Raw genomic sequence first — 23991 nt, forward strand, 5'->3', positions numbered from 1 at the left:
TATTACCTTTAAGACCATTTAGATTTTTTAAATTTGTTCTATGGCAGACTATTCTACTATACAAAAAGATTTCTACCGGGAAAGCGGAAAATGGCTTTCAACCTTTAAAATATTAGCGAAATGCGTTAATCCGAATCTACATTTTGTTTATGTTTTAAGAAAAACGCAGAAATATAGTAAGACGCCTGTTTTAGGACTTTATTGGAGAATTGTTTTACGTCATTTCCAAATTAAATATGGTTTTCAGATTTATCCTGAAACTCAAATTGGAGAAGGTTTTTATCTAGGACATTGGGGAAGCTTGGTCATAAACCCAAAAACGAAAATAGGAAAAAACTGTAATATTGCCCAAGGAGTAACCATCGGACAGCAAAACAGAGGAAAAAATGAAGGGCATCCTGTAATCGGCAATGAAGTTTGGATAGGCCCAAACGCGGTGATTGTAGGAAAAATAACTATCGGTACAAATGTTTTGATTGCACCCAATGCGTATGTAAATTTTGATATTCCAGACAATTCTGTGGTTACAGGTAATCCTGCAAAGGTTTATCCTAACGAAAATGCGACAGACGGATATATTAATAATAAGGTATAAACCTGAATTTTATCATATTTTAAAGTATATTAAACTTTGTTAAAAATGATAGATAATAATCCAAAATTAATATTTTTGCATAATTATTGATTCAGTCTATTGAATTTGAAAATAATTTAAACGAAATAAATAATTATACTCTTTAAAATTTTAATTGATGAAGAATTCGTACGAAGTTATTTTTGAGAACAACAGAAAATGGGTAGAATCTAAAGTAGCAGACAACCCCCACTTCTTTGAGGAACTTGCAAAAACTCAGCATCCGGAATACCTTTACATAGGTTGTTCAGACAGCAGAGCCACAGCAGAAGAACTCATGGGAGCAAAACCGGGCGAAGTTTTTGTTCACAGAAATATAGCAAATGTTGTTAATACATTAGACATGAGCTCCACCGCTGTTATACAATATGCAGTAGAGCATTTGAAGGTAAAACACATTATAGTTTGCGGACACTACAACTGTGGTGGTGTAAAAGCGGCGATGACGCCTCAAGATTTAGGACTTTTGAATCCTTGGCTGAGAACGATTCGTGATGTTTACAGACTGCATCAAGCAGAGCTAGATTCTATCGATGATGAAAATAAACGTTATGACAGGCTTGTAGAACTTAATGTTCAGGAGCAATGCATCAACGTAATAAAAATGGCCTGTGTACAGGAAAGATATATCCTAGAAGAATATCCTATTGTTCACGGCTGGGTTTTTGACCTTAGAACAGGTAAAATTATTGATCTTGAAATTGATTTTGAGGAAACCTTAAAAGACATACAAAAGATTTATAATCTTACAGGCTCAGATTGGGTGATGAACAAAAAGAAATAATCTTTCTTTAAAATTGAGTGAATGAAATTCTGGAGTATTATTACATTACTGTTTATGCTAAACTTCACAGCCTTGCCAAGCATCGCTGCGGTTTTTGGCTGGGAAATACAGAGAACTAATGTAATTTTAAACGAAGAAGAAACACACTCTCATTACACCTCATTTACAGTTTACGAAAAAACGTTACCAAAGACGTTAAACGTACATGATTTTCTTAAGTTTTTCGAGCTTGATCTCGAGCGTAAATCTTTTGTACTGATTGATGATTCTTTTCATCTTTCGCCATTACTTACCATATTTTCTCCACCTCCGGAAGCTTAATTGAAATAGACTTACAAATATTCATATCAAATTTGATGTTGAATAGATGTCCTTTTTAATTAATTCAAAATTTTCATTACTGATGATCTTAATTATACTTTTTATAATTAAATATCAATCGGTTACATTTATCATTTTTCAATATCATGAAAAAATCAAAGTCATTATTTGGAGGAATAAAGGAGAATTTCCCTTCAGGCCTCGTTGTGTTTTTAGTAGCCCTTCCATTATGTTTAGGAATTGCGTTGGCATCTGGCGCACCACCATTATCTGGTGTAATTGCAGGTATCGTAGGTGGTTTAGTCATTGGTGCACTTAGTAATTCTAACATTTCGGTTTCAGGACCTGCTGCTGGTCTTACGGCAATTGTTTTAACGGCAATTACAGATCTAGGAGCTTTCGAACTCTTTCTATGTGCTGGTATTATTGCTGGACTTATACAATTGGTTTTAGGCTTCTTAAAAGCAGGAAGTATCTCCAATTATTTTCCGAATAATGTAATTGAAGGAATGCTTGCTGCCATCGGAATTATTATTATCATCAAACAGATTCCGCATGCATTAGGTTTTGATAGCGACTATGAAGGAAATGAAACATTATTTTCTAACGGAATTAATTTTAATTATTTCAGCGAATTAATAGGCGCAATACATCCTGGAGCAATCATTGTTACTTTGGTTTCTGTAGGCGTACTTTTAGCTTGGGATAAGGTTCCAGCATTAAAAAGATTAAAAATGCTACCAGGAGCGCTAGTTGCTGTAGCAATAGGAATTTTACTAAATGAGGCATTTAAAATCTCAGGAAGTTCTTTGGCTATCGGTACCGAGCATTTGGTTTCTTTACCTGTTCCTCAAAGTCTTGATGATTTTAAAAACTTGATTATACTTCCCGATTTTAATGGTTTTCTTAATCCTAAAGTATGGGTTGTAGGAGCAACTATTGCTATTGTAGCATCGATTGAAACATTACTTTGTATTGAAGCTTCAGATAGATTAGATGTTCAGAGAAGAATTACCGATACCAATTTAGAATTAAAAGCTCAGGGAATCGGAAACTTAATCAGTTCATTTATTGGTGGATTGCCAATGACATCAGTAGTGGTAAGAAGTTCTGCAAATGCAAATGCAGGAGCTACTTCGAAGGTTTCAGCGATGATTCACGGGGTTCTATTACTAGTTTGTGTATTGACCATTCCTTTTATTTTAAATCTAATTCCTTTATCAACGCTTGCTGCTGTTTTACTTTTGGTAGGATATAAATTGGCAAAACCAGCTACATTCAAACATTTCTGGCATTTAGGAAAATTTCAGTTTATTCCGTTTGTAGCGACTGTAGTTGCGATTGTAGCAACAGATTTGCTAAAAGGAGTAGGTATTGGTTTGGCAATCTCGGTTTTCTATATCTTACAAGGAAATATGAAGCGTGCTTATTACCTGAGCCGCGAAAAACTAAGAGATGCAGACGGTATCAAAATAAAATTGGCAGAAGAGGTATCTTTCCTCAATAAAGCTGCTATTAAAAAGACATTAAAAAACATTAAACCAAACTCTACGGTAACGATTGATGCGAGAGAAACATCATATATCGCAACGGATGTACTAGAAATGGTACAGGATTTTGCCAATATCCGAGCGAAAGAAGAAGACATTAATGTGGAACTATTAGGCTTCAAAACTTCGTACAGAGACTACGAAACCGATGAAGACTCTCACATCGTCATTACCCACAAAAGAGCAATGTAAGCTCAAAAAAAAATATTTAACTTTAATAATTCAAAAAATAAAAAAAATCATATGAAAGCACATACATCAGAAACTCAGTCTACAATTACTCCTGAAAAAGCATTAGACTTTTTAAAGGAAGGAAACCAAAGATTCGTCAATAACTTAAAGGCAAACAGAGATCTTTTGGAGCAGGTAAACGCTACCCGCGAAGGACAGTGGCCTTTTGCAGTTGTTTTAAGCTGTATCGACAGCCGTACTTCTGCAGAATTAATCTTTGATCAAGGACTAGGTGATGTTTTCAGTATCAGAATAGCAGGAAACTTTGTAAATCAAGATATTTTAGGATCTATGGAATTTGGCTGTAATGTAGCGGGTTCTAAGTTGGTTGTTGTTTTAGGACATACAAAATGTGGCGCTCTAAAAGGTGGATTGGACGCTGCTAAAATTGAAGGAATGGGAATGGATAACCTGAACCATCTTATCGGTCATTTCGATCCAATTATTAAAACAATCATCAAGGATGATGAAGAGCGTTCTTCTGCTAATGCGGACCTTCTTGAAAGACTAAATCAGCATAACGTAAAAAATGCGATTGAAGAAATCCGTAAGCAAAGTTCTACTTTAAAAAGACTTGAGGAAGAAGGCCAAATTAAAATCATTGGTGCTAACTACGACGTTGAAACCGGCGTTGTAACTTGGTTATAATAAACATTCATCTTTCATTAATAATTAGGTCGGAAGCAATGCTTCCGACCGAATTTATTTTTACTTACCGTTGAACGCAGACATGGTATTATTAATTCCTGCAAAAACAAACGACAAACATGCTTTTGAAAACTTTTCTATTCTTTCGGGAAGCTTTTCACGCTCTTCTTCATTCCAGGTTCCCAAAACATAATCTACCTGTCTTCCTTCAGAAAACTCAGCAGAAATACCAAAACGCAGCCTTGCATAATTCTGAGTCTGCAATACTTCCTGAATATTTTTCAAACCGTTGTGCCCTGCATCAGAACCTTTCATTTTCATTCTTAATGTTCCGAATGGCAAAGCCAGATCATCGGTAACGATCATCACATTTTCTAAAGGAATATTTTCTTTTTGCATCCAGTATTTTACGGCATTTCCTGAAAGATTCATGTAGGTATCAGGCTTTAAAACCAATACTTTCCTTCCTTTATACTTTCCTTCTGCCATCCAACCAAAATTGGTGGTATTGAATGGTGCTTCTAAAGTTTCAGCAATTTTTTCAGCAACTTTAAAACCTATATTGTGACGTGTATTTTCGTATTCAGGGCCTTTATTTCCGAGACCGACAATTAAATATTTCATGAGAAATTTTTTGCAAAATTAAGGGTTATAAAATAAAAAACTCAACCCTAAAAAGGATTGAGTTTAAATATTTTAAAAAAATTATTAATTACAAAGGTTTGTAGAAATAATTAATCCCAAATCCTTGAGTCATATAAGTCTGTGGATCATACTTATAATTTGTAGAAACAACAACAGGAACAGGAACAAATGGCATCATATCTGTTGCAGAAGCTCTTTTAGGACTGTTTGATGATAACATCAAACTTCTGTCATCATTAATATCTGTAGAAATAAGTACAGAAACTTTATATTCAAATGGTAATAAAGTATATCCGCTGATTTGAGAATCATAGCTTGAAAAACCAAAATCATATTTCTTTGTAGGATCTTCAAAGACAGTACCCCCCGTAAGTTTACCTACTTGTTTGCTCACTAAAGACACATTATCTCCTAAATAGCTGTACGCTGCTTTAGTATAATCTGTGTACGCAAAAGAAGTAATATCTTCACCTCTTCTCATTAAAATAGAAGCCAATTTTGATGTTGTAGAGCTATACGTTAAAGTATAAATTGCTTTTGTTTTTTTCAAAAGAGCATAAACACCCACTATAGCCGGAGCAACCGGAGCAGCTCTCCTATACACTGATCTGTTTTCAGAAATCATTGTTAATTTCCCCAAATTACCATACGTATATTGCTGAGTATAAGAAACACTGTCTGTATCTAACACACCATCGTTATCCAAATCTAGAAAACCATTAAATGTAAGTCTACTGATTTTATCGCCACTCCATTCTACATTGGTTATAGAGGCTTTTTCTGTAATAACTCTTGTAAGAAGCAAACCGGCATACTGATATTCGGCAATCATTCCAGCATTGGTTACCTCTCTTGATAAAGCTCTTGGCCCAATCAAACCTGTATTTTCATTCAAATCCAAAAGTGGATTTCCTTCTTCATCAGCCAAATCTTTACAAGAATGTATTGAAGAAAAACCTGCTATTAGCAAAATAAAATAGAAAAGTCTTTTCATTATGTAATGGGATTATTTATTTTTCCACAAATATAATTTTTTTTTGTATAAAAATCATATTTTAATTAATATTATAACAAAACTAATAATAGAAAAACTCATTATAGAGCTTTATAAACATACTTCTGAGTTTGCGACTGATCTGATGTTGGATAATTCATAGAATCATAAAGATAAGTATAATCACCTGGTATTACCGGACCTGCCACCCCTGGAGTAATAGGTGGAAATACAATATTGAAACTCTTAACATTATTAGCCGATAGTGAAGGGAAATTAATAGGATGCACCAAGCTCCACATTACAAAAAACGTTCTAGGTAAAGTATTATAAGGATTAATTTGATTGTCGTAAGCAGAGTAAGTATACGTTGTCGTTAAAACCGTTACAGACAAATCCGGAACACCCGCTGAATTTGTAATTCCAGCTTCTGTTACCATTTTGGTTATATTATCTCCAGCGTTGGTAAAATTATAATTGGTAAAATGAGTATAAGTTGAGCCAGACTTTTTCTTTTCAACAATCTTCGTCATTTTCCCCGAACTATCGTAAGTGTAAGTATATTCACTATTGAAGTTGGGCATATTATTCAACATCGTCGTACACGTTGTATAATTGATTTTCCCTCCTGAATCATAAGTGATATTGAAGTCATAAGTTAAGCTATTTGTAGGAGCACCATTCACTTCTTGTGCAAATTTCACTTTTGTAATTTTCCCAGAAGTATATGTGGGCGTTCCAACAAAAAAAGAAGTAGGCCCGCTCGCTTCTTTAAAAATTGCTTTTTCTAAAACATTTCCGGTAGTTACAAACTCTTGATTTGTAACATTACTGACTATAATTTTATTTAAAATTCTTGGTCCTGTAATGGTGGGCGCACTTCCTCCACTTCCACCACTCCCTCCGGGACCATTGAGTGTATTATTAATTGGATCTGAGGTGGTGTTATCGCAAGAAAACATAAAGCCAAGAAGTAAAACAGTAAAACCTCTCAATAAATTTTTAGTCATAAGTTATAGTTATTAGTCTCGCAAATATAAATTATTTTCAACATCTAAGGATTTATTTTAAAAATAAAATAAAAAAAAGACCTAAAATAATTTTTAGGTCTTTCATAAATTAAGAAAATGATTGCTTAAATCCCAAGAATCGATTGCAGTAAAACATTCACCTCATCTACATTCTTTACTTTGTCTTTTCGCATCATCAGGTTATTTCCGTCCTTGCCGGATTTTTCTTTTAACTGAGCTTGCGCCGGATTTTGAGTTAAATAAGTAATAATATGCCTGAATTTATCGGTCTGATAAAACTTATCTTGTGGATTACTTGGAAAATACCCTAAAAATATTCCGTTTTTCATCACAATTTTTTCGAAACCAATTTCTGCAGCGAGCCATTTCAACGCAACGCTTTTTAATAAGTTAATCGCTTCACTTGGAAGATTTCCAAAACGGTCTTTCAGTTCAGACTCAAACTTTTGAAGGTCTTTTTCATTATCAATTTCGGCTAATTTTTGATATAACAACAGCCTTTCTTCGGTGCTCGAAACATAAGAATCAGGAAGCATCAGCTCCAAATCGGTATCAATATTAACTTCTTTTACAGACTTGAATAATTTTTGTCGGTCTTCTTCGTTTTCAAAAAGATTTTCAAAATCTTCATCATCTTTAAGTTCTTCTAAAGCTTCTTGCATCAGTTTCTGGTAGGTTTCAAAACCCATTTCATTGATAAATCCGCTCTGTTCACCTCCTAATAAATCTCCGGCACCACGAATTTCCAGGTCTTTCATCGCAATCTGGAAACCACTTCCTAAGTCGGAAAACTGTTCAATCGCTTCCAATCTCTTTCTCGCATCAGTAGTCATCATATCAAAAGGCGGGGTAATCAAATAACAAAATGCTTTTCTGTTACTTCTACCTACCCTTCCTCTCATCTGATGAAGGTCTGCCATCCCAAAACGTTGGGCATCATTAATGAAAATCGTATTGGCATTCGGAACGTCTACTCCACTTTCTACAATGGTTGTAGAAACTAGAACGTCATATTTCCCTTCCATAAAATCGAGAACATTCTGCTCGAGCTGTTTTCCGTCCATTTGTCCATGACCGATAATCACTCTTGCATCCGGAACGAGTCTTTGAATCAAACCGGCAATATCTTTAAGATTTTCAATTCTATTGTTGATAAAATAAACCTGACCGTCACGTTGTAGCTCATAAGAAACAGCATCACGGATTAATTCTTCATCAAAACCTACAATATTGGTATCAACAGGCTGTCTGTTTGGCGGTGGCGTTTTAATGACCGATAAATCTCTTGCAGCCATCAATGAAAACTGAAGCGTTCTCGGAATTGGTGTTGCCGTTAAAGTCAAGGTATCAACATTATTTTTCATTGTTTTAAGCTTATCTTTTACAGCGACTCCGAATTTTTGCTCTTCATCAATAATCAATAAACCTAAATCTTTAAATTTCACTTTATCTGAAGCCAACTGATGGGTTCCGATAACGATATCCACTTTTCCGGTTTTTAAACCTTCAATCGTTTCATTTTTCTGCTTTGCTGTTCTGAAACGATTTAAGTAAGAAACAGTTACCGGAAAATCTTTTAACCTTTCTCTAAAACTTCTATAATGCTGAAACGCCAAAATCGTTGTAGGCACCAAAATCGCCACTTGTTTTCCATCGGTAGCAGCTTTAAAAGCAGCACGAATTGCCACCTCCGTTTTACCGAAACCAACATCTCCACAAACCAATCGATCCATCACCGTTTCGGCTTCCATGTCTGTTTTCACATCAATAGTTGCTTTCTCCTGATCGGGTGTATCTTCATACACGAAACTTGCTTCAAGCTCATTTTGAAGATAAGAATCTGGAGTAAAAGCAAAACCTCTGGCTGTTTTTCGCTCTGCGTATAATTTAATCAAGTCAAAAGCAATCTGTTTTACTTTCGCTTTTGTTTTCTGTTTTAATGATTTCCAGGCAGGAGAACCTAGTTTGCTTAATACAATCTCTTTTCCGTCTGGGCCGTTGTATTTAGAAATTTTATGAAGTGAATGAATACTTACATACAGCAAATCGCCGTTTTTATAGGTCAGTTTAAAACATTCCTGAATTTTTCCGTCGTTGTTTACTTTTACCAAGCCCATAAATTTTCCGATACCATGATCAATGTGGGCAATGTAATCTCCTACTTTCAACGACATTAAGTCTTTCAGCGTTAACTGTTCAGATTTAGCAAATGTATTTTTAGCTTTATACCTTTGGTAACGGTCAAAAATCTGATGGTCGGTATATACCAATATTTTGTGATCGGGATCTACAAAACCTTCATGAAGCTCAGATTTAAAGCTTTTAAAAGCCAACTGATGTCCCAATTCATCAAAAATAGACTCTAATCTTTCTTTTTGTTTTTCGGTAGAAAAAGAAATCCAGATATCAAAACCTTCCTCTTTTTTCTCTTTAAGGTCTTCAATCAACAACTGAAAATTCTTATGAAAAGAAGGTTGAGCCGTTTGGTTGAGTTTTATTTCCTGAGATTTTATGCTTTCGATTCCTACGCTGCTGAAATCAACGGTTTTAAATTTTTTATAATCGAAAAGAAATTCTTCATCCGAAATAAATAATTCCTGCGGACTTCTGTGCGCAATATCTTTATTTAAGTTTTCAAACTTTTCTATAGATTTTTCATAAAAGGTTCTCAGCTTTTGAAGACCTACTACCCCATTTTTAGAAATAATAAAACTTTCTTTAGGCAAAACTTCAAGAAAAGAAACTCTCGTTCCCGAAACAGAAAAATTCATATTTGAAACCAATTGAAAACCGCCTACTTTATCTACTGAAAGCTGGGTTTCGATATCAAAAGTTTTAATATTTTCAACCTCATTTCCGAAGAAAGTAAGACGATAAGGTCGTTCATTAGAATAAGAAAATACATCTACAATTCCACCTCGTACAGAAAATTCTCCTGGCTCGGAAACAAAATCGGTCTGGTGAAACTGATAATGATTCAATAATTCATCCACAAAATCAAAATCGAGCTGGTCTCCGGTTTGTATTTGGTGAGAAATGGCTTTAAAATCTTCTTTTTTCAAGACTTTTTCAGACAAAGCACCGATGTAAGCTACAATAACTTTGGGCGATTTTTCTGAATTTATTTTATTCAAAACCTCGGTTCGCAATACCAAATTGGCATTCTGAGTTTTTTCGACCTGATAAGGTTCCATGTGAGTTGCCGGAAAATAAAGTATATTTTCTTTTCCCAGCAAATCTTCCATTTCGCTGTTTACATATAACGCTTCTTCTTTGTCATCAACAAGAAAAAGTACCGTTTTTTTGTGAGTAAGAAAGAGCTCGGCCGCAAAAACCGAAGCCGAAGAACCGGCACTTCCTCTTACAGAAAGATGTGATTGGGTATCAATTTGTGTGAAAATTTCTTTTCCAAATTCATTTTTAAGCAAATCGGGAAGGAACTTTTCGTTGATATTTTTTAACTGCATAAATAATGTAGGTATAAAACGACAAAATCGATTTCAGAGAGCTCCGAAACCGTTTGATTTCCTCAAAGATACGTTATTTTTTATTTTTAAAATATAGGAAGTCACTCAAATTTTAACGCAAAAGCGCTCATTTCTTAATTTCAATACAAAATATTTTAAAATAAGTTAAAATTTTCAACTCAAATTCTATTGGGCATAATCTTTGAAAACTTAACTCTCAACAACCAAAAAATAAAATATTATGAAAAATGTATTCAAGATTTTAGGAGTTTTCATCCTTCTTTTTACCGCTTTCTCACTTACGTCGTGTAACAATGATGACGACCCTGCAGATAACGATTTTTTTGCAGGAACTTATAAAGGAAGCATTTCCTACAAAGACAATGACAATGATATCGCAACAGACAACGGTGAAGTTTTTGTAACTAAAATTGCAAGCGGAACAAAATACAACTTTAAGTTTTCTAATGGTATTCCTGACCTTAACGGACTGGAATTTCAAAAGCAAGGGGATAATACTTTAGTAATGGTAAATTCTAATGCATTAGTGTATGTAAGAATTGACAACAACGAACTTAAAATGCTTTATACTGCAGACGGCAAAACATGGAGAGCCAACTGTACGAGATAACGTAATAACTATTCATTCATATGTTGCCCGTTTCCAAATTTGGAGGCGGGCTTTTTTATGCAAATACCTTAAAACTAACATTTTAAAATCTACGTTAACAGAAAAAAAAACGGCAACCTAAAACATCAAAACTTTGGGAAATATTCAATATTTTTCATATTTTTACAATTAAACTTTTAAAACAACACCAAATATGTCGAAAATTTTATTCTTTTTTCTCAATATCATTGCATTTATATCACTCAACGCTCAAAGTTTTGAATACACCAGAAGCTGGGCAACTTATTTAGGCCCTGTAGATGTAACATCATGGACTGAAAGTGCGACGAAGACGATGTTATTTGACAACCAAAATAACATTCACCTTACTGGTACCGCAAAAGGATATCCCAACGGTTACCCCGCTTCTTATTATGACCAGTTCAGGGTTGGTAACGGCGGCCAGGGTTTTAAAATAAACCCATCGATAACGAACACAACCAATACCGTCGCTGCTAAACTAAATCCTTCGGGCAATGTAGAAGCCTATGAATATTACAATTATTTGCTGCATAATGACGGCTATAAGAAAAAACTAAAATACATTGACCATAACAATAATTACTATTATGAATATGCCGCCATTATAAATAATTTACCGGTTACACCGACACCAAATGCCTGGCTGCAAAATTCCAGTCACCCACAATTAGGTACGGTTTTAGCCAAACATTCTCCAAATGGTACTTTGCTTTGGGCGACTTATCTACCTGTAGGTAATCAAACTTATATTTATAGTCTTTTGACAAACATCAGTATTGCTGAAGACGAATCGGGCAATATTTATCTTGCAGGCTCTAGCGATACCAAACAAGACATTGCAACGCCGGGTACATTTCAAGACGCTTATCAACTCTTATACAATCAAACCACTGAAATTTATAATGGATACATTGTAAAACTAAACTCCAATGGTGAGAAAATCTGGGGCACTTATTTTCCAACTCAAATTTATAATTTAAAATACTACAACAATTCACTATATATCGTAGGAGGACAAGAGCCAGCAGGCAATCAATACAACATTGCATCGGCAAGCCCGTTTCAATCGGCTCCAGCTCATTTTAACCTTCAAAAATTCAATGCAGAAAATGGCACAAGATTATGGGGAACTTATTATGGGCATTCTGACGGGTCGAGTAGAATTAGCAGTATAGACGTTAATGAAACCGGAGTTTATGTAATGGGAGATGCACAATCGAACACCACAACACAAGGCTACTTTGGAACTCAGGGAACACACCAAACAACGAATGCTGGAAGCTATGATTTATTTCTTAGTAAATTTAATTATTCTGGAGAACGCATCTGGAGTACTTATTTCGGGGGCAATGGTTTAGACCAAGCTTACTCTTGTATGCAACCGCTCGCTTTAAACGGAAACGACATTTACATCACGGGCTGGACATACGGACTTGGAAATAATCTGGCAACACCAGAAACCTACAAATCATCACCCACAGTAAATACAAATTTGGCTACCAATCAATTTTTTGTGAAATTTAATAGTAACGGGCAAAGAATCTGGGCTTCTTATTATGGAGATTCGAGTCTTGGTTATAACCTTCCTATCAACATCGCTGTTAATAATTCATCTTTATATTTATACGGAGAAACACTTGCTACCACGGGTTATTCTACTCCAAACAGTTGGCAACCACAAATCATAGACCCTACCAACCAAAAAAAGAATGTTGCTTTTGTTGCAAAATTTGACCTTAAGAATCTTTCCACCTCCGAGAATAGTAAATCTGAGAAACTGATACTTTACAACAACCCAAATAATGGTAATTTTTCATTAAAGGGTAATATATTGGAAAAAGAAACCTGCACTCTTAAGCTCTATGACATGACTGGAAAATTTATACACTCTCAAAATTTAGAAAAAAACAAGTCCCAAAACATCTATCTAAAAGGCAAACTTCTCAGTGGAACTTATATGGCACAAGTAAATGATAGTAAGAATAACAATCTCGCTACTATTAAAATGATTGTGAAAAATTAAAATTTAGTTAAATCTTACAAATTTGATTTTCATTTTGAGATTTTATATAACTTTACTTAAACAAAAAACAATAAATCTTACATGAAAAAATTTCTTACCGCAATGTCTATCATCTTAGGATTAGGATTTGCAAGTGCTCAACAAGTTGCTCCGGCAACAAAAACAGCTGTAAAAACAACAACTACAAAGGCTGCACAACCTGTAAAAGCGACTGAAGCCAAAATGGCAAAGCCCGCACAAAAAATGAAAAAGGACGGAACTCCCGATAAACGATACAAAGAAAATCAGAAACTAAAAAAAGACGGAACTCCGGATAAAAGATTCAAGGAAAACAAATAAAACAACATATAGTTGTAATTTCATAATCAAATTTTCAATAAACCGATGCCTAGACCATCGGTTTTTTAGTTTAAAACTTTTTTAAAAATCATGAACCATCAGAAAATTTCAAAAAATATTTCTGTGAATGCTTTACTTATTTATACATTTGAACCATGTTAAACTTCTTAAAGAAAAATGTAGCGCTGATTTGGGCAAAAAAGCATGTTCAAAAAGCAGAAGAATTCAAGAAAAATGCTGAGAAAAACCAGGAGAAACTATTGCTTTCACTTGTCGACACGGCAAAAAAAACTCTTTTTGGAAGAACATATGATTTTGAAAACATCAAGTCTGTAAAAGATTTTCAGGAAAAAGTTCCCGTGGCCGATTATGAAGATTTGAAACCCTACATCGAGAAAGTAAAACGAGGACAACGTGATATTTTATGGATTGAAACTCCCGAATATTTTGCTAAAACTTCAGGTACAACTTCAGGTTCTAAATATATTCCGATTTCTAAAGAAGGGATGCCTTTTCAGGTAAAAGGTGCCCAGAGTGCACTTTTCCATTATATTGCTAAAAAAAACAATGCTGACTTTGTAGGCGGAAAAATGATTTTCTTACAAGGAAGTCCTGAGTTAGAAGAAGTTTTTGGGGTGAAAACTGGTAGACTTTCAGGAATTGTAGCCCACCATATTCCCAATTATCTTCAGAAAAACCGCTTACCAAGCTGGGAAACCAATCTCATAGAAGACTGGGAAACCAAAGTTGACAAAATCGTAGAAGAAACCGAAAAAGAAAACATGACGTTGATTTCGGGAATTCCGCCATGGCTGATTATGTATTTTGAAAAGCTGATTGAGAAAAACGGTAAAAAAATAAAACAGATTTTCCCGAATCTTCAACTCATCGTTACCGGTGGGGTAAACTATGAGCCTTACCGCGATAAAATGGAAGAACTTTTAGGTGGGAAGGTAGATATTGTGCAGACATTTCCGGCTTCGGAAGGTTTTTTTGCATTTCAGGATGATTATACCAAAGAAGGATTACTGCTTTTAACCAATCACGGGATTTTTTATGAATTTATTCCTTTAGAAGAATACGGAAAGCCCAATGCACAACGATTAACTTTAAAAGATGTAGAGCTTAATAAAGACTATGCTTTAATTTTAACAACCAATTCCGGTTTGTGGGCCTATTCTATTGGTGATGTTGTACGATTTATCGATAAAAAACCGCACAGAATTTTAGTAAGCGGAAGAACGAAGCATTTTACCTCAGCTTTTGGCGAGCATGTGATTGCTTTTGAAGTGGAAGAAGCCATAAAAGCTACGGTAGAAAAATTTCCGGCACAGATTACAGAATTTCATTTGGCTCCGGAAGTAAACCCTGAAGAAGGACTGCCTTATCACGAATGGTTTATTGAGTTTGAAAAAGAGCCCGAAAATTTAGATTTATTTAAAAATGAACTCGATAATCAACTTAGAAAACGCAATACCTATTATGATGATTTAATTGCAGGAAACATTCTCCAAAAGCTTCATATTTCAAAGCTTCAGAAAAATGCTTTTCAGGAATATGCAAAATCTCAGGGGAAATTGGGTGGACAAAATAAAATCCCAAGATTGGCAAACGACAGAAAAATAGCCGATTTATTAAAAATTTATAAAAAATAAGAGACCATAAAATCACATTCTATGAAAAGAATCTTGTTCCTTTTAGTGGTTATTTCAGTTACATCTTGTAGTTCGCTAAAATATAGTGCTGCAAAAAATCCTGACAATTATAAAAATATAAAAGCTGGGAATAAATATACTTTTCATCAATCAGACGGAAGCAAAACACCTATGACAATTAGCTCAATCTCTAAAGACAGTATTATCGGAACCAAAAGAGATGAGAGGATTTCGATTGCAAAAAACAACATTACAGAAATAAGAAAAAATAAAACCGCAGTTGCTGTAGTTGCCACAGCCGGAGGAATTGCTGCCGCTACCGTAATTGTTATAGGTATAAAAAATGCCACTGACGATATACAAGATGTTGCAACAGCGTTTGGAACTGGTTTAAATTAATTTGCAAAAAATAACCTTTCAAATATAAAATTTCTTCATTTTTTACTTTAATATTACAAAAAATATAAGATTTTTCCCTTTAATAAAAACGTATATTCAAAAAAAAGTATAAATTTGAAAAACTAAAAAATTATAATGAAAGCATCTGTACTTTTAAAATCATCATTATTAACATCTTTATTTGTCATCTCATCTTGTGCAACAACAAAGTACAGTGAAGATATTGCACAGAACAACTACTCTAACCTTCAAGCAGGTAAAATATACATCGTTACTCACAAAGACGGTACTAAAAAACAGAAATTCTTGTTCCGTAATATCGATGGAGACAACATTATCGGTACAGCCGGAAAAAAAGACAGTACAGAGGTAATCATCCCTAAATCTAACGTTGCTGCCGTAAAAGACAGATCCAATGCAAGAGTTGCAGGCGGTGCTGTTGTAATCGGAGCTGCTGCTGCAGCTGCGATTGTTGTAGGTTCTTTGAGAGCTGACTAAAATAGACACTATCTTTCAGAAGGTATTTTATTTATCATTTGAAAATCAAAAATACAGGTAGCCTTAAATGAATATTTAGGGCTATTTTTGTGGAATGATTTCACTATTACCGCTCAAAACATTGCAGAATGTAGAATTCAGAAATCTTCTTACCGGGAGATTTTTTATTGTTTTAGCCTTCAGGATGCTTGCAACTTTGCTCGGTTGGTGGGTTTATCAATTAACGAAAGACCCTTTTTCTATCGGACTTATCGGATTATCGGAAGTAATTCCTGCAGTAAGCTGTGCATTATACGCAGGTCACGTCATCGATATGAATGAAAAGAAAAGACTGCTATTAATTTGCAATTATGTATATGTTTTTCTGATTAGTCTATTGATGATTCCTGCATTTTTTGATGTAGACCTTCATTTTACAGGGCACGAAATCACTTACTTTATTTACGGTGTTATTTTCTTTACCGGGATTGCCAGAGCTTTCATCGGACCTATTGTACCATCGATGATTCCTAAAATTGTAAAGAAAGTTAATCTTCCCAGCGCTATTACGCTAAATCAGGCAACATTTTTAGTTTCTTCAGTTTGCGGTCATGCAGCAGGCGGATTTCTTATCGGATTTTTTGGAGTGAAATGGACTTTAGTGGTCATTGTTTCACTTTTATTAATTGCTTCACTTTTTTTCTGGCAATTGAAACAGCAGGTTTCGGAACATAAAAAAGATGAAGTTAAAGTATTGGAAAGCATGCGTGAAGGAATTTCTTATATTTTTAAAACTAAAGAAATTTTAGGAGCCCTTTGCCTTGATATGTTTGCTGTACTTTTCGGAGGAGCAGTTGCCATGATTCCTGTTTTTGCTACAGATATTTTAAAATCAGGAGCCGAAGGTTTTGGATTGCTAAATGCAGCCTCAGATATCGGTTCAATGATTATCATTATTACATTATCATTGGTTCCTTTAAGAAAAAACCAAGGAAAAATTTTATTGGCTGTCGTAGCAGGTTTCGGGTTGTGTATTATCGGTTTCGGATTATCACATTATTATTGGCTGTCGTTTATGTTCTTAGTTTTAAGTGGAATGCTGGATGGTATTTCTGTGGTGATACGCGGAACAATTGTACAGCTAAAAACGCCTGACCATATTAGAGGAAGAGTTTTAAGCGTAAACTCAATTTTCATCATGTCGAGCAACGAAATGGGACAATTTGAAAGCGGAGTAATGGCCAAGCTTTTAGGTGTTGTACGTTCGGTTGTTTTTGGAGGAAGTATGACGGTATTAATTGCCTTAATTGTAGGAAGTACCAATCGTAAATTGAGAAAAATGCAATATTAAAAGCATTCTACCGTTATGCTATGATATATAATAAAAACTTTAATGTAAAATTAATAAATTCTTTATATTTGTATTAACAAATTTTTCGAAAATGAAAAAAACTCTACTCTTTTTTTTAATGATTATAACGCAGATGATTTTTGCACAATCCAGCTCAGACTGTGGCGGAACTGTGCAAGTCTGTGGGAATACACCTATCTCTTTTACACCCACCGGACCAGGTGATATTGAAGAAGACTTAGGAGGATGTATGACATCTGATGAGCACTTTTCTATCTGGTATACGTTTACCGTAGCGACATCAGGAACTTTAACATTCACCATCGTTCCCAATACGATGTCGAATGATTATGACTGGGCACTATATGGCCCGGATGTAGCATGTAATAATTTAGGAACGCCTATTAGATGTAACTATTCAGGAACCTCAGGTATTACAGGATTAAATTTCACCAATACAAATACAACATCTACTGCTACAGGCTCACCATTTTGTTCATTTATGAATGTTGTGGCGGGACAAACTTATTACATCGTTGTTGACAACTTCTCTCAGTCAGCAAGTGGATTTGTATTAAATTGGGGCGGAACAGCGACATTGGTTTCACCATTTAATTCAGCTTTCCAACCCAATCCATTTATTCCACCAGGAGGCCCAGCAGCTAATCCTACTGCACCTAACGAAGTAATTGTATGTACAGACCCTCCAACATTTGACTTTAGCACACTGTCTGCAGGAATTATAAACGGTAATCCTAATTTTGTAGTTTCTTACTATACAAACACCAATGATGCAATTAGTGGAAACAGTCCTATTTTAAGCCCTATCGCTGTAAATACAACCACCACTTATTATTATGTAATTACTTATTCTGACCCAAGTGCACCAGGTGGTGCCATCAGTAAATGCAGACTCCCAGGAACCTTTAAGTTTGTGCAACGTGCAATCAAAGTAGTTGATGTTACTTTAACAAGCTGTAACAACAACAATGCGGGAACTGCAATGTATGATTTAACGACAGCAAACGTAATAAATGATCCTCTGGTCATTAAGAAGTACTATCCTACCCTTGCAGATTTGAATAATGGAACAAGTGAAATCACCAATCCTTATCAATATGTATCTGCAACAGGTTCTGTTTTTGTTTTGGTTACTTCGCAATTTGGATGTACTGATATTGCAGAAATCAAGCTAACATTTTTTGCAGAAATCATCGTAACTGAAGCTACCTTGAGATCTTGTTTTATTGAGACCAATCCTTCAACTGCTCAATTTGATCTTACTCAAGCAACCGTAAATGGACAAGGAGGAATGACTAAAAAGTACTACCCTTCAGTAGCTGATGCTATAAACCAAACCAACGAAATCGCACTTCCTGCAACGCACATTGCGCCTACCGGATATGCATATGTGAGAGTTTCTAATGTAAATGGATGCTATAAAATTGCAAAAGTGAACTTAATTGTTATTTCACCTGTATATTCATCAGTTTTAGTCGATAAAATTATCTGTGCAGAAGACAAAACAACTTTAGATGCAGGCCCAGGATTTAGTAGTTATCTATGGAGCACAGGTGCTACGACTCAAACCATAAGCAATGTAGGAGTAGGAACATACTGGGTTAAATTAAAAACTGGGGACTGTACCGCAAAACAAAATGTGAAAGTTTATGCTTCTGAGATACCAGTTGTTTCAAACATTGAAATATCAAACAGTACAATTACCGTGCATGTTATTGGGGGTATAGCTCCTTATCAATACTCACTTAACAATGACGCAAACTGGCAAGACTCTAATGTTTTCAGCAATATTTCAAGAGGTGACCACACAGTTTACGTAAGAGACAACTACAAGTGTGTACCCGTTCAAATAAGTGTAGTGGTACCAAATATTACAAATGTAATTACCCCCAATGGAGATGGTATGAATGACGTAATAGACTACTCTGCATTATCAGGAAAACAAAATTTAGTTCTTAGTATTTTTGACAGATATGGTGCTAAAATCTACCAAGCTGATAAAACAAATGGATACAAGTGGGATGGATCCTCTAATGGAGGTAAAAAAGCATCAACAGGTAATTATTGGTATTCTGTAACGTGGAATGAAAACAATAAACAAAGTACACAAATCAAGTTCTCTGGATGGGTATTATTGAAAAACAGAGAATAATAATTTAAACAAAATATGAAAAGCCGCTTACTAAGCGGCTTTTTTATATTTTAAACAATATATTGTTTAATTAATTAATTTTTTGTTAAATTTGTAAACAAAATCATTTGAAAATGAGAAAACTACTACTTTTTTTTATTTTAATTACTTCACAACTATATTATTCACAATCAGATTGCATCTCGGCAATTCCTGTTTGTGGTAATTCTGGCTTTTCTTACAACTCTCAAGGTCATGGAAATATTCCTGAAGAACTTGGAGGATGTTTAGCAACCGATGAAAGATATACAGTTTGGTACACATTTACCATTGCTACTTCAGGAACATTAACTTTTACTATTGACCCTGCTGTATTTGCAGATGATTACGATTTTGGAGTATATGGACCCAATGTAACCTGTGCAGCTTTAGGTAATCCTATCAGATGTAATTATTCAGGAGCTGACGGCCCTACAGGGCTTTCATTATTAGCAACTAACCCCAATGGAGGTGGAGGAGCACCTGGACAATGGAGTAGCTTTATGGATGTTGTTGCTGGAGAGAAATATTATTTAGTTATTGATAATTTCTCTCAATCACAAACTGGTTTTTCATTAAACTGGGGAGGTACCGCAACATTAACTTCGGCTTTTACAAATCCGGCATTAACTCCTAACCCATTTATTACCCCGGGAATACCTAATGCAACGGATCCTGCTCTTCCTAATGAAATCTTAAAATGTAACTTACCTACTCAGTTTGATTTCACGACATTAACAGCAGGTATACTAAATGGTAACCCAAATTTCACCGTAACATATCATAATCTTAATAATGATGCAATTACAGGAAATAGTCCTTTGACAGTTGCTATGGTAGATGGAACAACGATTTATTATTATAGAATAAAATATACAGACCCTGCAGATCCTACAAATCCGATTAATGGATGTTTCCAATTAGGAAAATTCAAATTCAGACAAGGAAATATTGTACCTAAAAATGCAACACTCCAAGCCTGTAACAACAACGGTGCAGGAACTGGAACATACAACCTTAATACCGCAGATGTTTTTGATGACGCAACTGCGACAAAAAAATACTATCTTACATTAGCAGATTTAAATGCGGGAATCAATCAAATTACAAATCCTACAGCTTATGTATCTGCACCTAAAACAATTTATGTAAAAGTATCATCAGTTGAAGGCTGTACAGCTTACTCTACAATTACTTTAGAATTCTTCCCTGTAGTAATTGTAACACCAGCAACTTTAGAATCTTGCTTTATTGAGGGAGCCATTACAACTGCTTCTTTTGACCTTACACAAGCTAACGTAACCACTCAATTAGGAACTACAAAAAGATTTTTTGCGACTATGGCAAATGCTTTAGCTGGTACTAACGAAATTATTCCTGCAAACAATTACATTACAACAAGTAAAGATGTATATGTAAGAGTAACTAATAATGACGGATGTTACGCAATTACAAAAATCACATTAAAAGTTATACCACCAGTAAAATCATCAGTTCTTAAAGACAAAACAATTTGTTTTGAAGACAAAACTACATTAGATGCAGGACCTGGATTCAGTGAATACGAATGGAGCACGGGTGCTACAACACAAGTTATTTCAAATGTTGGTGTAGGTGCTTATTGGGTAAAATTAAAAACTGGAAAATGTTTTACACTTCAGCAAGTACATGTTTATGCTACACAGCAGCCAGTAATTGCAAGCATCGACATTACAAATAATACAATTACCGTAAACGCATCGGGAGGGTCTGCACCATACCAATATTCATTGAATGGAATCAACTGGCAAGGCTCTAATGTGTTCTCAGGATTACCAAGAGGTGAAAATAAAATTTTTGTAAAAGATTCATATGATTGTAACCCTGTACAAATACAAGTTACTGTTCCGAATCTCGTTAATGCTATTACACCAAACGGAGACAACGTTAACGACGAAATAGACTATTCTGCATTAGCATACAAAAAGAATTTATTATTCGTTGTTTACAACAGATATGGTAATAAAGTCTATGAAGCTGATAAAATAAGAAACTTCAAATGGAATGGTACTTCAGGAGGTAAAAAAATCTCTACAGGAACCTACTGGTATACGATTACATGGAATGAAAATGATAAAAACAGTACACCAACCAAATACGAAGGATGGGTACTCGTAAAAAATAGAGAATAATATTTTTTCACAATCATCATAAATCACCTCAGCAATGGGGTGATTTTTTTTATTAACACTAAACCTCATCTATTTACAATAGTTGAGTTATGTTTTCCATAGAATTGTTAGTTACTATTTTAAAATTATTTTTTAAAAAACTATCTTTGCATAATGGCGCAGAAAGAAACACTCTCTTCTCTTACACAAGGGAATTTTGCGAGAGAACTATCAATTGCTGATGGAAAAATGCCTCCTAATGCAATAGATTTTGAAAGATTGGTAATCGGTACTTTTTTAATTGATAAAAAAGGGCTCGATCATTCTATCGACCTTCTTACTCCGGAAGTATTCTATGACCCAAGACATCAGGTCATATTTGCTACAATTCTAAAATTGTACGAAGCAAACCATCCGGTAGATATTATGACTGTTATTCAGGAGATGAAAAAAACAGACAAACTAAGCTCTGCAGGTGGTGACCACTACATTATCGAGCTTACAATGGGGGTAAGCTCATCTGCCCACATTGAATATCATGTACGTGTTATTCTTGAAAAATACATTTTAAGAAGCTTAATTAATGTGTCGGCGAATGTTATAGATACTTCATACAAAGAATCTACTGACGTCTTTGAACTCTTAGATAAAGCCGAACAATCTTTTTTTGAAATCACCAATGGAACCATCAAAAAAGGGTTTGATACCGCTAATACTTTAGTAAAAGAAGCTATTGATATCATTAAATCTTTAAAAGACAAAGAAGGAATTTCGGGGGTACCTTCCGGATTTAGAGATGTGGATAAAGAAACTGGAGGTTGGCAAAATTCTGACCTTATTATCGTTGCGGCACGTCCTGCGATGGGAAAAACTGCATTTATCCTTTCAATGGCTAGAAATATTGCTGTTGAGTACAAAATCCCAATGGCTTTGTTCTCATTAGAGATGGCATCGGTACAGCTTATCACCAGAATGATTGCTTCCGAGACCAAAATATCATCAGAAAAATTAAGAAAAGGAACGCTGGACGACGAAGAGTGGCAAAGACTATTCTCGAATGTATCTGAATTAGAAAATGCCCCTTTATATATTGACGAAACTCCTTCCCTATCAATATTTGACTTTAGAGCAAAATGCCGAAGACTGGTTATGCAGCATGGAGTAAGACTTATCATGGTCGATTACCTTCAGCTGATGACTGCCGGAAGCGGTGGTAAAGGAGGCGGAAACCGTGAACAGGAAATCTCAATGATTTCTCGTTCATTAAAAGCCATTGCAAAAGAATTAAATGTGCCTGTGATTGCACTTTCTCAGCTTTCGAGAAGTGTGGAAACCCGTCCTGGAAAACGACCTCAGCTTTCTGACCTTAGGGAATCTGGAGCAATTGAGCAGGATGCCGATATCGTATCATTTATTTTCAGACCCGAATATTATAAAATTACCGTTTGGGATAATGATGAAGATGGAGCAGAAACATCTACCGAAAACCAAGCAGAATTGATTATTGCCAAACACAGAAATGGTGCGACTGCCGACGTAAGATTATCTTTCTTAAAACATTTTGCAAAATTTGGGAATATTGAAGAAGCAACCAACGGGATGGGTCTTTCAACTCCATTTGGAGAACCGAGTGGTTTCGAAAAAATAAAAACGACTATTCAGCCAGGTGCAGCTTTCGATTTACCAGACAGTTCTAAACTTTCGGGATCTTCTATGAATGATCTTGATGATGAAGAAGACTTTCCGTTCTAAATAAAACTAAGATTAAAACAAAAGTTAAAGTCTGTTTAAAATTTCAGTTTTGAAAAATTAAACAGACTTTAACTTTTTTAATTTTGTTTAAAACCTCGACCTTACTCTAAACTTTACTTCAACATTTAAATGAGAATTGAAATATACACTGATGGAGCTTGTAGCGGAAACCCCGGAAAAGGAGGTTATGGAATCTTGATGCGCGTTCCCGAAAAAAATTATCAAAAAACATTTTCTAAAGGATTCAGAAAAACCACCAATAACCGAATGGAACTTTTGGCGGTAATTACTGCATTAGAAAAATTGAAATCAACAGAAAATGACATTCACGTTTTTACAGACAGCAAATATGTTTCTGATGCCGTTAACCAAAATTGGATTTTAGGGTGGATTAAACGAGGCTGGAAAAATGTAAAAAACCCAGATCTTTGGAAGAGGTTTGTGGTACTTTATAATCAGCATAGTCCAAAAATGCATTGGGTAAAGGGCCATGCGGGACATTTCGAAAATGAGCTTTGCGATAAGCTGGCAGTAGCAGCAGCAAATTCTGAAAAACTGGAAGTAGATTCTTATTTTGAAAGCTTAGAAAATAATTCACTATTTTGAATGAAACTAAGATATCGCTTATCATATTCAACTTTTCGTTATCATTGGTATTTTTCATTGCATAAAACCTAATTTTTTCTATTAAATTAAC

The 23991-nt window shown here is 34.9% G+C and carries 20 protein-coding genes; 16 read left to right on the forward strand and 4 right to left on the reverse strand.

Annotated elements, in window-relative coordinates:
- Positions 1-40: 40 nt before the first annotated feature.
- The 5 genes from LO744_RS19320 to LO744_RS19340 all read left to right on the forward strand — a co-directional run bounded on the left by LO744_RS19320 (position 41) and on the right by LO744_RS19340 (position 4168).
- Positions 41-595 carry a serine acetyltransferase gene (locus LO744_RS19320; protein ID WP_230672352.1) on the forward strand — a complete coding sequence of 185 codons (555 nt, stop codon included), beginning with the start codon at positions 41-43 and terminating at the stop codon, positions 593-595.
- Positions 596-752: 157 nt separating this feature from the next.
- Positions 753-1418: a carbonic anhydrase gene (locus tag LO744_RS19325; RefSeq protein WP_230672354.1), complete on the forward strand. Its 666-nt coding sequence runs from the start codon at positions 753-755 to the stop codon at positions 1416-1418.
- Between the two features lie 21 nt (positions 1419-1439).
- A complete protein-coding gene (locus tag LO744_RS19330; protein ID WP_230672356.1) occupies positions 1440-1739 on the forward strand; it encodes a hypothetical protein in 300 nt (99 codons plus the stop codon).
- Between the two features lie 146 nt (positions 1740-1885).
- Positions 1886-3481, forward strand: coding sequence for a SulP family inorganic anion transporter (locus tag LO744_RS19335; RefSeq protein WP_230672358.1), 1596 nt, complete (start codon positions 1886-1888; stop codon positions 3479-3481).
- A 51-nt stretch (positions 3482-3532) separates the two neighbouring features.
- Positions 3533-4168, forward strand: a complete 636-nt coding sequence (locus LO744_RS19340; RefSeq protein WP_230672360.1) for a carbonic anhydrase — start codon at positions 3533-3535, stop codon at positions 4166-4168.
- A gap of 60 nt (positions 4169-4228) precedes the next feature.
- Here the strand turns inward: LO744_RS19340 and pth are convergent, their stop codons facing one another.
- The 4 genes from pth to mfd all read right to left on the reverse strand — a co-directional run bounded on the left by pth (position 4229) and on the right by mfd (position 10305).
- The gene (gene pth, locus LO744_RS19345; protein WP_230672362.1) at positions 4229-4792 is read right to left on the reverse strand and encodes an aminoacyl-tRNA hydrolase; all 564 of its coding nucleotides are present in this window, start codon (positions 4790-4792) and stop codon (positions 4229-4231) included.
- Between the two features lie 88 nt (positions 4793-4880).
- Positions 4881-5807, reverse strand: coding sequence for a hypothetical protein (locus LO744_RS19350; protein WP_230672364.1), 927 nt, complete (start codon positions 5805-5807; stop codon positions 4881-4883).
- Between the two features lie 101 nt (positions 5808-5908).
- On the reverse strand, positions 5909-6817 hold the full coding sequence (locus LO744_RS19355) for a hypothetical protein (RefSeq protein WP_230672366.1): 909 nt from the start codon (positions 6815-6817) through the stop codon (positions 5909-5911).
- Positions 6818-6942: 125 nt separating this feature from the next.
- On the reverse strand, positions 6943-10305 hold the full coding sequence (gene mfd, locus LO744_RS19360) for a transcription-repair coupling factor (protein ID WP_230672368.1): 3363 nt from the start codon (positions 10303-10305) through the stop codon (positions 6943-6945).
- Between the two features lie 241 nt (positions 10306-10546).
- Between mfd and LO744_RS19365 the strand changes: the two genes are divergently transcribed.
- The 11 genes from LO744_RS19365 (at position 10547) to rnhA (ending at position 23900) form a co-directional block, all read left to right on the forward strand.
- Positions 10547-10936, forward strand: coding sequence for a hypothetical protein (locus LO744_RS19365; RefSeq protein ID WP_230672370.1), 390 nt, complete (start codon positions 10547-10549; stop codon positions 10934-10936).
- A gap of 193 nt (positions 10937-11129) precedes the next feature.
- Complete coding sequence (locus tag LO744_RS19370) at positions 11130-12980, forward strand: T9SS type A sorting domain-containing protein (RefSeq protein ID WP_230672372.1); 1851 nt, start codon at positions 11130-11132, stop codon at positions 12978-12980.
- Between the two features lie 81 nt (positions 12981-13061).
- Entirely contained in the window at positions 13062-13319 is a 258-nt protein-coding gene (locus tag LO744_RS19375) for a hypothetical protein (protein ID WP_230672374.1), read from the forward strand.
- Between the two features lie 155 nt (positions 13320-13474).
- Entirely contained in the window at positions 13475-14974 is a 1500-nt protein-coding gene (locus LO744_RS19380) for a GH3 auxin-responsive promoter family protein (protein ID WP_230672376.1), read from the forward strand.
- Positions 14975-14995: 21 nt separating this feature from the next.
- Positions 14996-15373 carry a hypothetical protein gene (locus tag LO744_RS19385; protein ID WP_230672378.1) on the forward strand — a complete coding sequence of 126 codons (378 nt, stop codon included), beginning with the start codon at positions 14996-14998 and terminating at the stop codon, positions 15371-15373.
- 135 nt (positions 15374-15508) lie between these two features.
- Positions 15509-15871 (forward strand): hypothetical protein, encoded by a 363-nt coding sequence (locus LO744_RS19390; RefSeq protein WP_230672380.1) that lies wholly within the window; start codon positions 15509-15511, stop codon positions 15869-15871.
- 94 nt (positions 15872-15965) lie between these two features.
- A complete protein-coding gene (locus LO744_RS19395; protein WP_230672381.1) occupies positions 15966-17201 on the forward strand; it encodes an MFS transporter in 1236 nt (411 codons plus the stop codon).
- A 91-nt stretch (positions 17202-17292) separates the two neighbouring features.
- Positions 17293-19374, forward strand: a complete 2082-nt coding sequence (locus LO744_RS19400; protein WP_230672383.1) for a T9SS type B sorting domain-containing protein — start codon at positions 17293-17295, stop codon at positions 19372-19374.
- Positions 19375-19487: 113 nt separating this feature from the next.
- Positions 19488-21563: a T9SS type B sorting domain-containing protein gene (locus LO744_RS19405; RefSeq protein ID WP_230672384.1), complete on the forward strand. Its 2076-nt coding sequence runs from the start codon at positions 19488-19490 to the stop codon at positions 21561-21563.
- 153 nt (positions 21564-21716) lie between these two features.
- Positions 21717-23294, forward strand: a complete 1578-nt coding sequence (dnaB, locus tag LO744_RS19410) for a replicative DNA helicase (RefSeq protein ID WP_230672386.1) — start codon at positions 21717-21719, stop codon at positions 23292-23294.
- A gap of 129 nt (positions 23295-23423) precedes the next feature.
- Positions 23424-23900: a ribonuclease HI gene (gene rnhA / locus LO744_RS19415; RefSeq protein WP_230672388.1), complete on the forward strand. Its 477-nt coding sequence runs from the start codon at positions 23424-23426 to the stop codon at positions 23898-23900.
- The last annotated feature ends 91 nt before the right edge of the window (positions 23901-23991 follow it).

Origin of the sequence: Chryseobacterium turcicum (assembly GCF_021010565.1) — a bacterium.
Lineage (GTDB): Bacteria > Bacteroidota > Bacteroidia > Flavobacteriales > Weeksellaceae > Chryseobacterium > Chryseobacterium turcicum.

Excerpts from the sequence above, each read along its gene's own strand:
- LO744_RS19325 (WP_230672354.1), top strand. The coding sequence starts at position 753 with ATGAAGAATTCGTACGAAGTTATTTTTGAGAACAACAGAAAATGGGTA.
- LO744_RS19335 (WP_230672358.1), top strand. The coding sequence starts at position 1,886 with ATGAAAAAATCAAAGTCATTATTTGGAGGAATAAAGGAGAATTTCCCT.
- LO744_RS19365 (WP_230672370.1), top strand. The coding sequence starts at position 10,547 with ATGAAAAATGTATTCAAGATTTTAGGAGTTTTCATCCTTCTTTTTACC.
- LO744_RS19385 (WP_230672378.1), top strand. The coding sequence starts at position 14,996 with ATGAAAAGAATCTTGTTCCTTTTAGTGGTTATTTCAGTTACATCTTGT.
- LO744_RS19375 (WP_230672374.1), top strand. The coding sequence starts at position 13,062 with ATGAAAAAATTTCTTACCGCAATGTCTATCATCTTAGGATTAGGATTT.
- LO744_RS19350 (WP_230672364.1), bottom strand. The coding sequence starts at position 5,807 with ATGAAAAGACTTTTCTATTTTATTTTGCTAATAGCAGGTTTTTCTTCA.
- LO744_RS19320 (WP_230672352.1), top strand. The coding sequence starts at position 41 with ATGGCAGACTATTCTACTATACAAAAAGATTTCTACCGGGAAAGCGGA.
- LO744_RS19370 (WP_230672372.1), top strand. The coding sequence starts at position 11,130 with ATGTCGAAAATTTTATTCTTTTTTCTCAATATCATTGCATTTATATCA.
- LO744_RS19395 (WP_230672381.1), top strand. The coding sequence starts at position 15,966 with ATGATTTCACTATTACCGCTCAAAACATTGCAGAATGTAGAATTCAGA.
- pth (WP_230672362.1), bottom strand. The coding sequence starts at position 4,792 with ATGAAATATTTAATTGTCGGTCTCGGAAATAAAGGCCCTGAATACGAA.
- LO744_RS19355 (WP_230672366.1), bottom strand. The coding sequence starts at position 6,817 with ATGACTAAAAATTTATTGAGAGGTTTTACTGTTTTACTTCTTGGCTTT.
- LO744_RS19380 (WP_230672376.1), top strand. The coding sequence starts at position 13,475 with ATGTTAAACTTCTTAAAGAAAAATGTAGCGCTGATTTGGGCAAAAAAG.
- rnhA (WP_230672388.1), top strand. The coding sequence starts at position 23,424 with ATGAGAATTGAAATATACACTGATGGAGCTTGTAGCGGAAACCCCGGA.
- LO744_RS19330 (WP_230672356.1), top strand. The coding sequence starts at position 1,440 with ATGAAATTCTGGAGTATTATTACATTACTGTTTATGCTAAACTTCACA.
- LO744_RS19390 (WP_230672380.1), top strand. The coding sequence starts at position 15,509 with ATGAAAGCATCTGTACTTTTAAAATCATCATTATTAACATCTTTATTT.
- LO744_RS19340 (WP_230672360.1), top strand. The coding sequence starts at position 3,533 with ATGAAAGCACATACATCAGAAACTCAGTCTACAATTACTCCTGAAAAA.
- LO744_RS19400 (WP_230672383.1), top strand. The coding sequence starts at position 17,293 with ATGAAAAAAACTCTACTCTTTTTTTTAATGATTATAACGCAGATGATT.
- mfd (WP_230672368.1), bottom strand. The coding sequence starts at position 10,305 with ATGCAGTTAAAAAATATCAACGAAAAGTTCCTTCCCGATTTGCTTAAA.
- LO744_RS19405 (WP_230672384.1), top strand. The coding sequence starts at position 19,488 with ATGAGAAAACTACTACTTTTTTTTATTTTAATTACTTCACAACTATAT.
- dnaB (WP_230672386.1), top strand. The coding sequence starts at position 21,717 with ATGGCGCAGAAAGAAACACTCTCTTCTCTTACACAAGGGAATTTTGCG.